This window comes from Coriobacterium glomerans PW2, from assembly GCF_000195315.1.
Classification (GTDB): domain Bacteria; phylum Actinomycetota; class Coriobacteriia; order Coriobacteriales; family Coriobacteriaceae; genus Coriobacterium; species Coriobacterium glomerans.
On record NC_015389.1, the window covers coordinates 908,815 to 921,745 of the forward strand.

The following is a 12,931-nucleotide window of genomic DNA, read 5'->3' on the forward strand; positions in this document are numbered from 1 at the left end:
GTCTGATGGACGAATACGAGGATGCCTTGCGTGAAAGGCGATACGCGATCCTCAGTCGGATGGATCGGGCGCTGCAGCGCAGCGGCCGGCCTCGCAAAGCGGCGCAGCTCATGGCGGTATCCAAGACCGTTGATCCTGTGAAGGTGGAGGCCGCGATCCGCGTGGGCTACCGCGTATTCGGGGAGAATCGCCCACAGGAGCTGGTTCGCAAGATGAATGCCTTGGCGCCACGGCAGGAGCTTCCACAGGTTCGCTTCGACATGATCGGCAATTTGCAGAAGAACAAGATCAACGCCGTCCTGGGACGTGCGGCGTATATCCAGTCGATCAGCTCGGAGTCGATCGCGCGCGCGGTTTCGGTGCGTGTCGAGCGTGAGATCGCAGCGCGGCACATGATCGAGCCGCAACCGGTGCTGCTTGAAGTGAATGTGTCCGGAGAAACCTCAAAGGCAGGATTTGCTCCCGAGGAGCTGCGTGCATCCATGGATAGACTCCGCTCACTTTGTGGAATTCGCATCGCGGGCATGATGACGATGGCACCGCGCGCTCAGCCCACGCTGGCCCGAGCGACGTTTCGAGGACTGCGGGAGCTTCGCGATGAGCTGGTAAAAGCCTATGACGGACTGGATCTCTCCGTGCTTTCATGTGGCATGAGCGAGGACTTCGAGATAGCTCTCGAAGAGGGCGCGACGCTGATTCGGCTGGGACGTGTGGTGTTCGATCCGTCCTTTGAGCTAGAATGATACGGTCTGCATGGGGTGGCTCTGCAGCATATGAACATGAAACGCACTTCTGGCAGAGAGGTTGAGAGACGTGGGTTTTCTAGACGAGATAAAGAGGAAGCTTCCTTTCGGTCAGCGAACCGATGGCTATGAGCAGGCAAACGGCTATGATGACGATTATTACGATGGTCAATCAGAGCCCTATGACGATAGCGGGTACAAGGAGGATTCAGCTGATTTCGCATCCGATGCCGCTGCTGACTTCGTTCCCTCTTATTCGGAAGATGGATCGCGTGGCGTGCTCGGTCAAACCCGTCGAGGGGAGGCGGAGTCGGTTGCGGTCTACACTCGGTCAGGTCAGCTGATCGGCGACGCTGAGAGGCACGCGACGACATTCAACCCTCCTTCTCGGTCGCAGGAGTCATTCAGGCCGGGGGCCTATGACACACCGTCGAGCTATGCGGAGTCGTCCCATGGCCGCTCAGCTCGCGGGTCCTCCGCTTCGCCCGCAACGACATCGCAGCATGCAAGCTCCATCATGAATTCTGTTCCCCAGCTGCCGGCGTATGTCCTCAAGCCGGAGAGCTACGATGATGTGGAGACCGTTGTGCGTCGCGTGCGCACCAAGCAGCCGGTCGCGCTTGTTTTCGCCGGTGTGCGTACCGAGGTTGCCAAACGGGTGCTCGATTTCAGTTATGGTTTCGCCTGCGGCTTTGGAGCGTCGGTCAAAGAGGTCGGAGATCGCGTCTTCGTGGTGCTCCCGGCTGGCTGCGAGGTCAAGAACTCCGATATCACCAAACTCCGCACCGACGGTTATCTGAAATAGCAGGAAGGCGGGATCATCATTACTTTCCTTAGGCTCGTTGACGAAGCGATTTCGTTATACACGTTTCTCATTTTGGTGAACTCGGCTCTCAGTTGGGTTCCTTTGGGACGCTTGGGCATGATGAGCGGTATCGCAGCGGCCATCAACGCGATTTGCGAACCCTTTGTCGGCTTGTTTCGGAGAATCATCCCAACGTTCGGAGGAATAGATTTCTCTCCATTTGTTGCGATTCTTGCATTAATGGCTCTTCGTAGGATTCTAACGGCTATACTACTACCCACCGTGTATTGATTGATTTGAACAACGATCATGGTCATGTAAAGGAGTTTCAGATGGCTATCACACCTGCCGACATTCAGGCGCAAACCTTTCCAGAGGCAAAGCGCGGTTACGATCCGGCTGCGGTCGATGTCTTTCTTGAGCAACTCGCAAACGAGGTCGATGCGATGCTCTCGAAAATCGTGGACCTGAAAGGCAGGCTTACCACCACCGAGCAGCAGCTGAGCGAGGCGAGATCGCAGGTCACCCAGAGTTCTCAGTCACCGGTTTCGGTACCGGTCGAGCAAAGCGCCACCGAGCGACAGATCTCCGCTGCCCTCATCGCCGCGCAGCGCTCCGCGGACATGATCGTGGGCGAGGCGCAGGAGAACGCTGAGCGCATTCGAGCCGAGGCGGATACGAAGGCCCGCGAGGTCATTCGCCAGGCGCTGACGGAAAAGCAGAACGAGCTCGAGGAGATCGACCGCCTCAAGACATCGCGTGAGGAGTTCAGAGGTGAGTACATCAAGCTCGTTCAGCATTTTATGGATGAGGCTCAGAACACCTTTCCGGCGGATCTGCTGACGGTTTCTCCCGTCGGCTCTGGATCGTCGCATGTATCGCAGATGCCCGCGGCTCTTGAGTCTTCCACCTCGGCCGCGCCAACCGCTGCGGATCCCTTCGCCCCGCTTGACAACTTCGGTGCCGACGACTTGGATTAAGCGGGCACCAGATTCGAGCCCGATGAAACGAGGGCTTTTACAGGTAAGATCAAGCGGCTCCGTTTCGACGGGGCCGTTTTTTTCAGCTTGAAAGCATGTCTCTCGCTCGTTTTCCACTGGGAGATTCGAGGTTTGCGACGTCACGTGTTGCCGTGTCGTTGAAACAGAAGTAGTCGGGTCGGTGACGAGATTGCGTGTACTCGAATAGCTCCCCTTTGCCGCTGTACGTCCATCCGCTGACCACGGCGAGAAAATCGAAGCCCTCGATGGACAGCAGTTCCTGATCACGTCGCGTACACCGCTCCACGGTGATCATTCGCCTGCTTGTTGCGATGGACATGTGAAGTACGTGCTCGATGTACTCATAGACCGAGTTCTCGGCAATACTTGGCGTTAATCCCGAAACCGCAGACGCCAGAAAATAGTTGTTATCAAAGATGAGGCGCATGCCGTTCAACCGTCTTACCCGCTCGATATGGATGAGCTGCGAGCCCATAGTGAAACCGGTCAGATCTGCAAGAGATTGGTCGACCTCGAGCTGCTCGAATGTTACAACTTCCGTGGTTGCCAGAAGATGGTTGCGCGCTGCCGTCTCCTTGAACGTCTCGATACCGCCCACGATGAATGCCGCCTTGGCCGGCTGACGGTGGATGACCAGCACGCCTTTACCTTGGATCGGCTGGACGCAGCCTTTGGCCGCCAGCATCGCCAGTGCTCGACGCAACGTGTTGTGAGAACAGCCGTAGACGTCGATCAGCTTGTTCTCCGAAGGCAGGAGTGTCTGATAAGGGTAGGTGCCATCCTCTATATTATGCAGAATATCGCGATATATCGCGTCATATCTCATCTTCATGATACGACCCTCTCGATCTTGATCATTTTCGTGCAAGTTGTCTCATAAGCTGCCGGCATCGTGAGATCTCAGGAAAATCACGAGATTCGCTACACAATCCTATGGGCCGCTCACGGGCATAAAACTGCCGTAGAACCGATTGCAAACATATTTCTAAACTTATTCAAATAAGTTGTAGCATGATGAAGGCAACTTATTTGAATAAGTAGTGCTTGTATATCAGCATGAGACATCGAAGGAGCCTGATATGGGAAGATTCAAACAAGATGTCATCGATCTGCTCGAACTTGTCGGAGGAGCGGAGAACATCAGCGCAATATCGCATTGCGTCACGCGTATGCGGTTTGTTCTCCGCGATCCCGGTTTGGCGGATGTTGAAAAAATCGAGATGCTCCGATCGGTGAAGGGAACGTTTACGCAGGCGGGACAATTTCAGGTTATCATCGGAAACGAGGTTGATGATTTCTACAATGAGTTCATCTCCGCCTCGGGACTAGAAGGGGTCTCGAAGGAGGAGACGAAAAAGGCAGCGGTCAAGAACCAAAATGTGCTCCAGCACGTCATGACCTCGATCGCCGAGATATTCGCTCCGCTCATTCCCGCAATTATCGTCGGCGGGCTGATTCTCGGGTTTCGCAACTGCATCGATAGCCTGCTCCTGTTCGAGAACGGTACCAAGACTCTCGTGCAAATAAGTCAGTTCTGGGCGGGCGCAGACAGCTTTTTGTGGCTTATCGGCGAAGCGGTGTTTCAGACCGGCATCCCGGTTGGGATCTGCTGGTCGGTGAGCAAGAAGATGGGTACGACCCAGATGCTTGGCATCGTGCTCGGCTTGACGCTCACCTCCGGGCAGCTCCTGAATGCATATAGCGTTGCGGGCACCCCGGCCGACCAGATTCCGATGTGGAACTTCGGAATTGCTCAGGTCAGGATGATCGGATATCAGGCTCAGGTCATTCCCGCAATACTGGCTGCGCTCACCCTCGGGTATCTTGAACGGTTTTTTCGTAAGATATTCCCCGCTGCCATCTCCATGATCGCCGTGCCCATCTGCAGTCTGATTTTTGCGGTCATGGCTGCGCATTTTGTGCTCGGACCGATCGGTTGGACGCTGGGAAGCGCTATCTCTTCTGTCGTGTACGCCGGCATCACCGGTCCGGCTCGAGTCGTCTTCGGCGCGATCTTTGGTTTCTTCTATGCTCCCCTGGTCATCACAGGGTTGCATCACATGTCGAATGCAATCGATCTGCAGCTCATCGCCGACTACGGTGGGACCATGCTCTGGCCGATGATCGCGCTGTCGAACATCGCACAGGGATCAGCGGTTCTCGGCATGGCCGCTCTGCAGCGCAGGAACGCTCGGGCACAGGAGACGAACATCCCCTCGATCATCTCCTGTTATCTTGGTGTCACCGAGCCTGCGATGTTTGGTGTGAACCTCAAATACGTGTTTCCCTTCATATGCGCGATGGTGGGCTCTGGGGTTGCCGGAGTTGTCTGCACCGCGACCAATACCACCGCCAATGCAATAGGCGTCGGCGGGCTTCCGGGCATTCTGTCCATCAAACCGCTGTCCATGGGTTCATTTGCGATATGCATGCTCATCTCGGTGATCGTCCCATTTGTGCTCACGCTTGTGTTGGGTTCTCATCGCGGGATCGGAACAGATACAGAGAAAACAGCTTCGGGACCGGATCTCTCAGACGCGGTCGCGCAGATGAGATGACCGTCCGATTGAATGGTTCAGCATAGGCATCTCGGATCATCTTGAAATATACCGCTAGGCTGAAGGGAACATGATGGCGGAGGGGGTAAAGGATTGCGTTTGCTGCTCGAACGATGCGTGTCGATTCGGCGACAGCACCGTTTACCAGATTTACGTGAAATCGTTCAAAGACTCGAATGGTGACGGGATAGGCGATCTGGCTGGGATTATCGAGAAGCTCGATTACCTCGCCGAACTCGGTATCGATTACCTTTGGCTAACGCCCTTCTTCGCGTCTCCTCTTCACGACAACGGTTACGATGTGTCTGATTACAAAGCGGTGAACCCGCTGTTCGGCAGCATGGATGATTTCGACCGGCTTGTGGAGGGAGCATCCGCTCGCGGTATGAAGATCATGCTCGACATGGTTTTCAACCATACATCTTCAGAGCATACCTGGTTTCAGCGCGCACTGGCAGGGGATGCGCGTTATCAGGATTACTATATCTTTCGTGAAGGGGTCCGAGATGAGCCTCCCACCAACTGGAAGTCAAAGTTCGGCGGATCCGCTTGGGAATACGTATCGGCACTGGGCAGGTGGTATCTGCATCTCTTCGATGTGACCCAGCCTGATCTCAACTGGGACAATCCTGCGGTTCGGGCTCAGCTGGCAGATGTTGTCAGATACTGGAGGCGCAAAGGGGTATCGGGCTTCCGCTTTGATGTCGTGAATCTCATATCAAAGCCTAGAGTCTTCATAGATGACCTGAAGGGAGACGGCCGTTCTCTTTATACCGATGGACCAAGGATCCATGAGTATTTGAAGGAGCTCGTAGCCACTGCCGGCATCGGCTCGATGATAACAGTCGGAGAGATGTCTTCGACGTCTCTTGCAGACTGCATGCGCTATACAGATCCCACTCGGCATGAGCTGTCGATGATCTTCAGTTTCCATCATCTCAAGGTAGACTACAAAGATGGTGACAAGTGGTCCCTCATGAGACCGGATATCTTGAGATTTCGCGAGCTGATTCGAACGTGGCAGCTAGGACTGCAATCTTGCGGGGGCTGGAATGCTCTGTTTCTGGGGAACCACGATCAACCAAGACCGGTATCGCGATTCGGAGACGACAAGACGTACTGGGATGTTTCGGCAAAGATGCTGGCGATCTTCATGCATCTCATGAGGGGCACCCCCTATGTGTATCAGGGTGAGGAGATCGGCATGGGGAATCCGGGCTTCTCCTCGATCGAGCAGTACCGCGACGTCGAGAGCCTGAACTACTATCGAATTCTTCGACATCGAGGTAAAAGCGAGCAGGAGGCGCTCGCCGTGCTCGCTCAGCGCTCGAGAGATAACTCGAGGACGCCGATGCAGTGGCAGGCCCGAACTCAGGCGGGTTTCACGGATGGCACCCCTTGGATCGAGACGTCTCGAGACGCTGCGAGAGCGAATGTAGCCAATGAGATCGTTGATCCGAACTCCATCTGGTCACTGTATCGTCATCTCATCGAGCTTCGCAAGCAGATGCCGCTGATCGCGCGAGGATCAATCGCCTTTCTGGAGGTTATCTCTCCGAAGGTCATAGCCTATGTGCGCGAGCTGGATTCAAAGCGGTTGGTGGTGCTCAGCTCGTTTTCCAATGCCGTTGAGGCGGCGGTGCCGGCAGGGGAGATCGCCGGCATGAGGTTGCTCGCGAGCAGCTACCCCACTGATCCTGAAACAGATGACGGCATTGTCGTGCTTCGCCCCTGGGAGGGCGCGGCACTCATCCGATGAGCAACGAGATGCGAAGTGGGCCGATAAGCCGGTTTTAATAAAATAGCAGGTAGATAGCTTGCATAAGCGAAAAATGTCCTAAAATGTCCTAAGTGCTGACTACCTCGTCCGTCCAAGATTCTGCATACGGATGCATTTTATATGCGGCTGCAATCGTCTTTGCTAGCATCTCTGCCTCTGGTCTGTCGTAGTATCTTTCCGTTATTGTCTTGCCTACATGTCCCATCATCCGTTCAATTTTTGACGGCTCGATTTCTAGCGTCCATTTAGTAAATGTCTGCCAGGAGTTGCGAAGATTGCGAACAGGATGACGAACAACACCAGAATCGCGAATCTTGCGGTTGAAGCGATCTCGAAGCTTTTCTCGCCCGATTACGTCTCCGCATCCGTCATCGAGCAACCATTTGTCGCCCGTTTCCTGGCACAACTGATAGCGACGGTATCCGAGGATTCCTGGTATGACGGCTGCATGAACGCTTTGCGCGGTCTTAAGTCTCTTGCTGACCTTACCAAGCTTATTAACTTGACGGATAATTGGCACAATAGCAACGGATACGCCATCGTATTCAGCGAGCTCTATTTCTGAGTTCATGACACCCAGAGATTCGCCGACGCGCGGCCGCCGAACGCTGCTAAGATGAACCAGCGCTCCATGTAGCTGCCCCTAAGACTTTTCCAAATGCTGCAAAGTTCGTCAAGCGTCCAGATGCCCTTGTCTCGCTGAGCAGATGTACCGGGCATGCGATATCTTCTGTATGCTACTTCTGTGCTGCAAACCTCATGGGTGCCGCATTCGTCGAAAATTAACCTAAATGGAATACGGGCCATTTCCGCCTGAGATCTGGTCATGGAGTCGTACCAATCTTGAACGGCGGCAGGTTTAACATCAGTTACATAGACATCAGCCCATCTAGGTTCAATGTGCTTTTTCCATGCGATATGATAATGCTCAATAGTGCCCAGTGAAATTTCATTCGCATCGAGCCTACGTTTTAATACCGGCACCACCCATTGCTCGTAAGCTGCGGCCACAGTTGGAGCTGGGACATCGTTCGAGCAATCAATCTGCATTTTCGCCAGAAATCCGGATGCTTCCAAACGTGATCCTCGAATAGTTTTCGAGTGTCTTCTATAGCCCGTACCGTCGCCTGTGTTGCCCATCCAGCGGACGCGGTACCTGTTCTGTTCCAAATGTTCCACAGCTCCAAATGCACTGCGTTGTCTGCGCCGTGGCATAATAGCATCGTCCTTTCCTTTCGGGTATCGGACACGCCCCGCTCCCATCGCAGCCAAGCAAACAGGGAGCGGGGCATCTTGGCTTCTGTTCGACCTACTTCTGCCTCCAGCGCTTACCGCACTCGCGGCACTGAAAATCGCCCTTCCCCCGTTTGCCGAGGCCGGCACCGCCTGCGACGGCCCCAAGAGGTCCCAGCACCAGTCCGCCGAGGGCGGCCTTCGTGATCGACATCTTTTTTCTGCCGCCGCTAAGCATGATGAAATCGGTGCTGCCGCATGCCGGGCACTTGATCTGCTTTGCCATGATTTCCTCCCATTGTCCCAGATAGATATATCAATAGACGTTGAACTCGATAACCTGCGGAGCATCACTCGTGCCGGTGACCTTCGCCTCGATCGTCTTGCCTTTCGTCTCCGCTCCGTAGCCGTTTGTGATATCGCAGGTGGACTTCAGACCCCAGGTGTTCTCGTCGAGCGGCTCAGCGGAGAGTTCGTTAAGCATGTAATGTACCTTGAAGCCATAGGGGTACTGTTTCTCGCCATAGGTCTTGACTGCTATCCATGCATCGGTTTTGTCAAGCTTCTTCTCGAGGGCATCACGCGTCGCCTTGGCCTGCTTCTCGCGCTCGATTCCCGCCTTGTCCTGTATGGTGATCTTCGCGTCATGGCCTCCAGCAGAGTCCTTCTCGACCTTTGTCACGACCATGTTCTTCGCATTCTCCTTCAGCGTGAAGCTGTAGGGGTCGTCGCTTTCGAACAGAGCGCCGTTGCTCTTCGTGCCGTTGTTGTACGTCACCTTCAGACCCGCATCATTTATTGATGCGATCGCCTCATCGAGCGGCTTGTCGACCAGACCGTCGAGCAAGTCCTCCTTCGCGTTTTTCTTCTTATCGCTTTTCTTCTTGCTAGTTTTCTGCTCCTGGGACTCTTTCTTCGGCGTCTCGGGTTGCTTGCTTTTTGACATAGCGTTACCGATCCCGGAAATAATGAGAATAACTAGGATGATTGCCAGAATTTCTTTCTTCCCAAGCTTCTTCTTCGGTGCCGTTTTCCTCGAGTAGTGCTGAGGCATTTTTAATCCTTCCCTTTCAACCCTCTCGACTGAACTCATGTATCAGATTATCGATTCACGCCCTCCAATCTGCGGGTGCCGTATAGCTTACGACCTTGCCGATGACACGTATCTCCGGGGCATCGGGATCGTCTTGACGGATCACGTAGTCTCGGTAATCCGGATCGTAACTTTCCGGATGTAGCCTGATTGCGTCATCGTCGAAAAAGATGCGTTTAAGTGTCGCATCCTCACCGTTGACAAAGACGACCCCTACATCTCCATTTTGCACGGGTAGTGCAGGATCAATCAATACGAGCGAACCATCAGGAAAAAGCTTATTCATCGAATTTCCAGAAGTAATAAGCCAGAAGCTGCTCTTGTGCGCTCGATACAAGCTCTCCTCAGTGTCGTGGACTATATCTGATTGAAGCAGAGCTTCCCGAGGTGTTCCGGCAGCTATGTTGCCGAAAACAGGAATAGGAAAAGAAGGGGCCGGCTGAGCCGCGACGGTATTTTCAAGACCAAGCAAATAGGAGATCGTTACGCCTAACGCGGAGCTGAGCTTGATCAGGACACTTGATTTGACGTCATTGTCACCACTTTCATAGCGGGCTATCTGCTGCTGCGTGGTGCCGATTCGTTTTGCCAGCTCAGCCTGGCTCCATCCCTTTGCGTGTCTAGCCTCGCTGATTTTATAAGCTGCCACGGTACCTCCAAGAAACTCGGGTTAGTCGTATTCTACACACAAAAATGTTGTTGACAAACACGGAAATGTTGTTATAGGATACCAGACAACACGGTAATAATGTAAATGGGGTAGATGGATGCGCAAGAACATGAAAGCGGAACGTGCCCGAAGAGGGCTCTCAGCAAAAGAGGTAGCTGGGAAGATCGGAGTGCATGAGAATGCTTTGCTGCGGTGGGAATCAGGTGAAACCGATCCGCTTGGATCAAATCTGATAAATCTTTCATCTTTTTATAAATGCTCCCCGGAGTATCTGCTGGCACAGACAGAGGAGCGAATGGGAAAGGTCATCTGCACGCCTAATGACATCTGCGATTTCCCAACGAGCAGCTAAATCTCTTCGAACCTTGACAACCGCACGACCGCACGCGACGCAGACCGGGGGAGCCGGCAGCGTCCGCCGAGCGGCAGGGCTCGGGCGCTCCCGCAGAGTAAGCGCCCGAAACAGTAACCATTCAAAGGAAGAAAGGGGGACCGACATGGATGAAAGAGGACACTTGACGACCTCGGAAGTGGTGATCATATCAAGTTCCGTCTCTTTCACGATCAGTTTGATCCTATCTGTGCTTCTGAGATGACACGACTAAAAGGGGGTCGAATTCAACCCCTTGGTTATAGGACTCGAATTAGATTCATCCGCCGGCTCGGCATCAAAGTGGTGCTCGCGTCGAGATGGCTCTTTTCATCGTCGCTAGCTGGCTCACCCGATGAAAGCTCTGATCAGGGAAATCACCGCGATCAGAAGCGATCCGACAGCGATCAGCACCGAAGTGACTGTGAGCCTGAAGTTGCGCGCCGCCGCCTCGTCGGCGGATTCGGCGAATCTGGAGAAGGCGTCGAACTGGTTTTTCAGGATGTCATGTATGCGCATGAACGCCGGGTCATCTTCCAGCGTGCGAGGCTTCAATTCCTCGACGGCTCTCTCCAGCTGATCCGTCGCGGGATTCAATCCCTCGACCTGTCTTTCGCTCTGATTGATGTCGAGGGCAACTCTTTCCGAGGAGCGATCGCATGCGCTTCTGAGCGACTCGGTCAGATCAGTCATGTCGATGCTGGGGAGCTTCAAGTCCCTGAAGGGATGCGCGAGGGCGCTAATCCCCTTCAAAGATTCCGAAAGGGATTTGAGGCCCACAAACGATTGCGAGGTCGATCTTATGTCTTTGAAGATCCGGGGTGCTTCTGCGGTCCTCTTCGGATCCTCGTCGCCGGGGGATTCTTCTCCATCGGTTTCGTCATCCAGCATTGCCCTCACCTTAATGTCCTTAATAAGACCTAACTCAATACAAAATAGATAAATTCAGATACTTCAGAGTGTATAACCGCAGGTCAAAGACATATGCAAACTCACAGATAACAACAATGCGAAGTGGGCCGATAAGCCGGGTTCTGTCGCGGACGATCATTTATCTTGGCGTGCGCGTTGCCACGCAGCTCTGTGCACGCTACCCGAGCGCGGTGCGGGTCACACCATAGCGCCCCTATTTGCGCTTGCTCCGGATGGGGTTTGCCAAGCCATCGCGTCGCCGCGATGCTGGTGGTCTCTTGCACCACCGTTTCAGCTTTTCCCTTGGCGCGGCCAAAGGGCCGGTCGGTGGGAGTCTTCTTTTCTGCGGCACTTTCCGTCGGGTCGCCCCGCCTGGCCGTTAGCCAGCATCCTACCCTGTGGAGCCCGGACTTTCCTCACGCGGTGAGATCTCGCTCAGCCGCGCGCGATCGTCTGGCCCGCTTCGCGTATGCCATTGTAGCAGCTGCGGACCGCAACGAGAAGCGGAGATGCTATCCTTGTGACAGACAGGCGGAAATGCTTCATCGAATGTAGGTTCACGCGCTCGGGCGGGAGGGGCGATGGAGGGCTATCTGACCCTGAGGCCGGGACTGGAGGCGGCAGCCACCTTGGTCGAGCGCAAAAGCCGCTTCATCGCACAGCTCGCACACGTAGAGGATGAGTTGGAGGCGTCTCGATACATCGCGCGGATGCGAACGCGCTACCCCGATGCGAGACACCAAGTCAGCGCGTGGGTCCTCGCCGATGGTCGCGAGCGGGCCGGTGACGACGGCGAGCCGTCCGGTACGGCTGGGATTCCCGTGCTCAGGGTTCTTCGCGATGCGGGATTGCGTGATGCGTGCTGCGTGACGTCGCGTTATTTCGGCGGAACTCTGCTGGGTCGCGGAGGTCTCGTGCGCGCCTATGGCACCTGTGCGAAGAGAGCCGTCGAGGCGGCACGTGCTGCCGGCTCGATTGCGGAGATGGTCTCGGTCGTGCGCATCGTCATCAAGCTTTCTCACGCGCATCGCGGACGCGTGATCCGCCTTGTCAAGATCATGGACGGTCGCATATCTCAGATTGAGTATTCCGATGAGGTTCAACTCGATGCGAGATTCAGGCAGACGGATGCGGATCGCTTCCTTCGCGCGATCGCGGAGTTCGGCTCGGGCTGCTGTCGTGTCCGCGTGGATGATCCTCGCATCGCCGAATTCTAGCGAAGTGAATCGCGCATCGCGGACGCGTGCTCAGATGGCCAGATCAGAGCGATGCTTCTGTGAGATGAGATCTGTCAGGATGTCGATGGCATTCTCGATGCATTCCGGGCACGAACGAAGCGGGGCGGATGACGATCCCACGCCCTTGATCGTTCCGCAGATCGTGGAGCCAGTCAATTGCTGAAATCGACTCGCGGCATCGCGTGCGAGCCGATAGGTGGCAGCCTTCGTGGTGGGATCGAGAGGACCCCGGCTGACAAGCTGTCCCAGAACCATCACGGCACCGGAGAGCGCCCCGCAGGTCTCGCTCATTCCACCCATGCCGAGCCCAAGTCCCTCCGCCAAGCGGAAGGCGGTGTCGGCGTCGAGCGCGATCTCGGGAGCGAATGAGCACACCACGCACTGCGCGCAGTTGAACCCTCGCTCATGATATGCTGCGGCTCGCGCCTTCAGAGTTTCTCGTTTCGCGTTGAGATCGGTCGAAGCCATGTTTCCCCCTTGAGTCCTCATCGTTCTCGCACCATCATACACAAGATCGCGGTGGGGTGC

At 55.0% G+C, this 12,931-nt stretch carries 16 protein-coding genes and 1 other RNA gene; 8 read left to right on the forward strand and 9 right to left on the reverse strand.

The window, feature by feature from the left end; genetic code table 11:
* Nucleotides 1-5: 5 nt before the first annotated feature.
* The 4 genes from CORGL_RS03930 to CORGL_RS03940 all read left to right on the forward strand — a co-directional run bounded on the left by CORGL_RS03930 (nt 6) and on the right by CORGL_RS03940 (nt 2,528).
* Nucleotides 6-743 (forward strand): YggS family pyridoxal phosphate-dependent enzyme, encoded by a 738-nt coding sequence (locus tag CORGL_RS03930; protein WP_013708630.1) that lies wholly within the window; start codon nt 6-8, stop codon nt 741-743.
* Nucleotides 744-813: 70 nt separating this feature from the next.
* Complete coding sequence (locus tag CORGL_RS03935; protein ID WP_013708631.1) at nt 814-1,548, forward strand: cell division protein SepF; 735 nt, start codon at nt 814-816, stop codon at nt 1,546-1,548.
* A gap of 48 nt (nt 1,549-1,596) precedes the next feature.
* On the forward strand, nt 1,597-1,839 hold the full coding sequence (locus CORGL_RS10185; RefSeq protein ID WP_425358163.1) for a YggT family protein: 243 nt from the start codon (nt 1,597-1,599) through the stop codon (nt 1,837-1,839).
* A gap of 41 nt (nt 1,840-1,880) precedes the next feature.
* The gene (locus tag CORGL_RS03940; protein ID WP_013708633.1) at nt 1,881-2,528 is read left to right on the forward strand and encodes a DivIVA domain-containing protein; all 648 of its coding nucleotides are present in this window, start codon (nt 1,881-1,883) and stop codon (nt 2,526-2,528) included.
* A gap of 82 nt (nt 2,529-2,610) precedes the next feature.
* Here CORGL_RS03940 and treR read toward each other — a convergent pair whose 3' ends face one another.
* Nucleotides 2,611-3,381, reverse strand: coding sequence for a trehalose operon repressor (gene treR / locus CORGL_RS03945; protein ID WP_013708634.1), 771 nt, complete (start codon nt 3,379-3,381; stop codon nt 2,611-2,613).
* Nucleotides 3,382-3,628: 247 nt separating this feature from the next.
* On the opposite strand from treR, the gene treP reads away from it, so the two are divergent.
* Together treP and CORGL_RS03955 are read left to right on the forward strand one after the other, a co-directional pair.
* The gene (treP, locus tag CORGL_RS03950) at nt 3,629-5,107 is read left to right on the forward strand and encodes a PTS system trehalose-specific EIIBC component (RefSeq protein WP_013708635.1); all 1,479 of its coding nucleotides are present in this window, start codon (nt 3,629-3,631) and stop codon (nt 5,105-5,107) included.
* Nucleotides 5,108-5,180: 73 nt separating this feature from the next.
* Nucleotides 5,181-6,866 (forward strand): alpha,alpha-phosphotrehalase, encoded by a 1,686-nt coding sequence (locus tag CORGL_RS03955; protein WP_013708636.1) that lies wholly within the window; start codon nt 5,181-5,183, stop codon nt 6,864-6,866.
* Between the two features lie 88 nt (nt 6,867-6,954).
* On the opposite strand, the gene CORGL_RS09785 is transcribed toward CORGL_RS03955, so the two are convergent.
* The 5 genes from CORGL_RS09785 to CORGL_RS03980 all read right to left on the reverse strand — a co-directional run bounded on the left by CORGL_RS09785 (nt 6,955) and on the right by CORGL_RS03980 (nt 9,862).
* A complete protein-coding gene (locus CORGL_RS09785; RefSeq protein WP_156789786.1) occupies nt 6,955-7,458 on the reverse strand; it encodes a hypothetical protein in 504 nt (167 codons plus the stop codon).
* On the reverse strand, nt 7,455-7,964 hold the full coding sequence (locus CORGL_RS03965) for a hypothetical protein (RefSeq protein WP_041738577.1): 510 nt from the start codon (nt 7,962-7,964) through the stop codon (nt 7,455-7,457). Before CORGL_RS03965 ends, CORGL_RS09785 begins: the two co-directional genes overlap by 4 nt.
* A 232-nt stretch (nt 7,965-8,196) precedes the next feature.
* Nucleotides 8,197-8,406: a hypothetical protein gene (locus CORGL_RS03970; RefSeq protein ID WP_013708637.1), complete on the reverse strand. Its 210-nt coding sequence runs from the start codon at nt 8,404-8,406 to the stop codon at nt 8,197-8,199.
* A gap of 30 nt (nt 8,407-8,436) precedes the next feature.
* Nucleotides 8,437-9,213, reverse strand: coding sequence for a YPYG domain-containing protein (locus CORGL_RS03975; protein WP_156789788.1), 777 nt, complete (start codon nt 9,211-9,213; stop codon nt 8,437-8,439).
* A 16-nt stretch (nt 9,214-9,229) separates the two neighbouring features.
* A complete protein-coding gene (locus CORGL_RS03980) occupies nt 9,230-9,862 on the reverse strand; it encodes a LexA family protein (protein WP_013708639.1) in 633 nt (210 codons plus the stop codon).
* A 130-nt stretch (nt 9,863-9,992) separates the two neighbouring features.
* Between CORGL_RS03980 and CORGL_RS10190 the strand changes: the two genes are divergently transcribed.
* Entirely contained in the window at nt 9,993-10,235 is a 243-nt protein-coding gene (locus tag CORGL_RS10190; RefSeq protein WP_425358164.1) for a helix-turn-helix domain-containing protein, read from the forward strand.
* 366 nt (nt 10,236-10,601) lie between these two features.
* On the opposite strand, the gene CORGL_RS09945 is transcribed toward CORGL_RS10190, so the two are convergent.
* Nucleotides 10,602-10,946 carry a hypothetical protein gene (locus CORGL_RS09945; RefSeq protein ID WP_172633528.1) on the reverse strand — a complete coding sequence of 115 codons (345 nt, stop codon included), beginning with the start codon at nt 10,944-10,946 and terminating at the stop codon, nt 10,602-10,604.
* A gap of 314 nt (nt 10,947-11,260) precedes the next feature.
* Nucleotides 11,261-11,630: RNase P RNA component class A (gene rnpB, locus CORGL_RS09515), an RNA gene on the reverse strand.
* 116 nt (nt 11,631-11,746) lie between these two features.
* On the opposite strand from rnpB, the gene CORGL_RS03990 reads away from it, so the two are divergent.
* Nucleotides 11,747-12,382: an IMPACT family protein gene (locus tag CORGL_RS03990; protein ID WP_013708641.1), complete on the forward strand. Its 636-nt coding sequence runs from the start codon at nt 11,747-11,749 to the stop codon at nt 12,380-12,382.
* A 30-nt stretch (nt 12,383-12,412) separates the two neighbouring features.
* Here the strand turns inward: CORGL_RS03990 and CORGL_RS03995 are convergent, their stop codons facing one another.
* Nucleotides 12,413-12,871 (reverse strand): C-GCAxxG-C-C family protein, encoded by a 459-nt coding sequence (locus CORGL_RS03995; protein WP_013708642.1) that lies wholly within the window; start codon nt 12,869-12,871, stop codon nt 12,413-12,415.
* Nucleotides 12,872-12,931: the final 60 nt, after the last annotated feature.

Bases quoted from the DNA above. Each gene is read 5' to 3' on its own strand.
- CORGL_RS03930 (WP_013708630.1), top strand. From the start codon at position 6: ATGGACGAATACGAGGATGCCTTGCGTGAAAGGCGATACGCGATCCTC.
- CORGL_RS03940 (WP_013708633.1), top strand. From the start codon at position 1,881: ATGGCTATCACACCTGCCGACATTCAGGCGCAAACCTTTCCAGAGGCA.
- treR (WP_013708634.1), bottom strand. From the start codon at position 3,381: ATGAAGATGAGATATGACGCGATATATCGCGATATTCTGCATAATATA.
- treP (WP_013708635.1), top strand. From the start codon at position 3,629: ATGGGAAGATTCAAACAAGATGTCATCGATCTGCTCGAACTTGTCGGA.
- CORGL_RS03955 (WP_013708636.1), top strand. From the start codon at position 5,181: ATGGCGGAGGGGGTAAAGGATTGCGTTTGCTGCTCGAACGATGCGTGT.
- CORGL_RS09785 (WP_156789786.1), bottom strand. From the start codon at position 7,458: ATGAACTCAGAAATAGAGCTCGCTGAATACGATGGCGTATCCGTTGCT.
- CORGL_RS03970 (WP_013708637.1), bottom strand. From the start codon at position 8,406: ATGGCAAAGCAGATCAAGTGCCCGGCATGCGGCAGCACCGATTTCATC.
- CORGL_RS03975 (WP_156789788.1), bottom strand. From the start codon at position 9,213: ATGAGTTCAGTCGAGAGGGTTGAAAGGGAAGGATTAAAAATGCCTCAG.
- CORGL_RS10190 (WP_425358164.1), top strand. From the start codon at position 9,993: ATGAAAGCGGAACGTGCCCGAAGAGGGCTCTCAGCAAAAGAGGTAGCT.
- CORGL_RS09945 (WP_172633528.1), bottom strand. From the start codon at position 10,946: ATGACTGATCTGACCGAGTCGCTCAGAAGCGCATGCGATCGCTCCTCG.
- CORGL_RS03990 (WP_013708641.1), top strand. From the start codon at position 11,747: ATGGAGGGCTATCTGACCCTGAGGCCGGGACTGGAGGCGGCAGCCACC.
- CORGL_RS03995 (WP_013708642.1), bottom strand. From the start codon at position 12,871: ATGGCTTCGACCGATCTCAACGCGAAACGAGAAACTCTGAAGGCGCGA.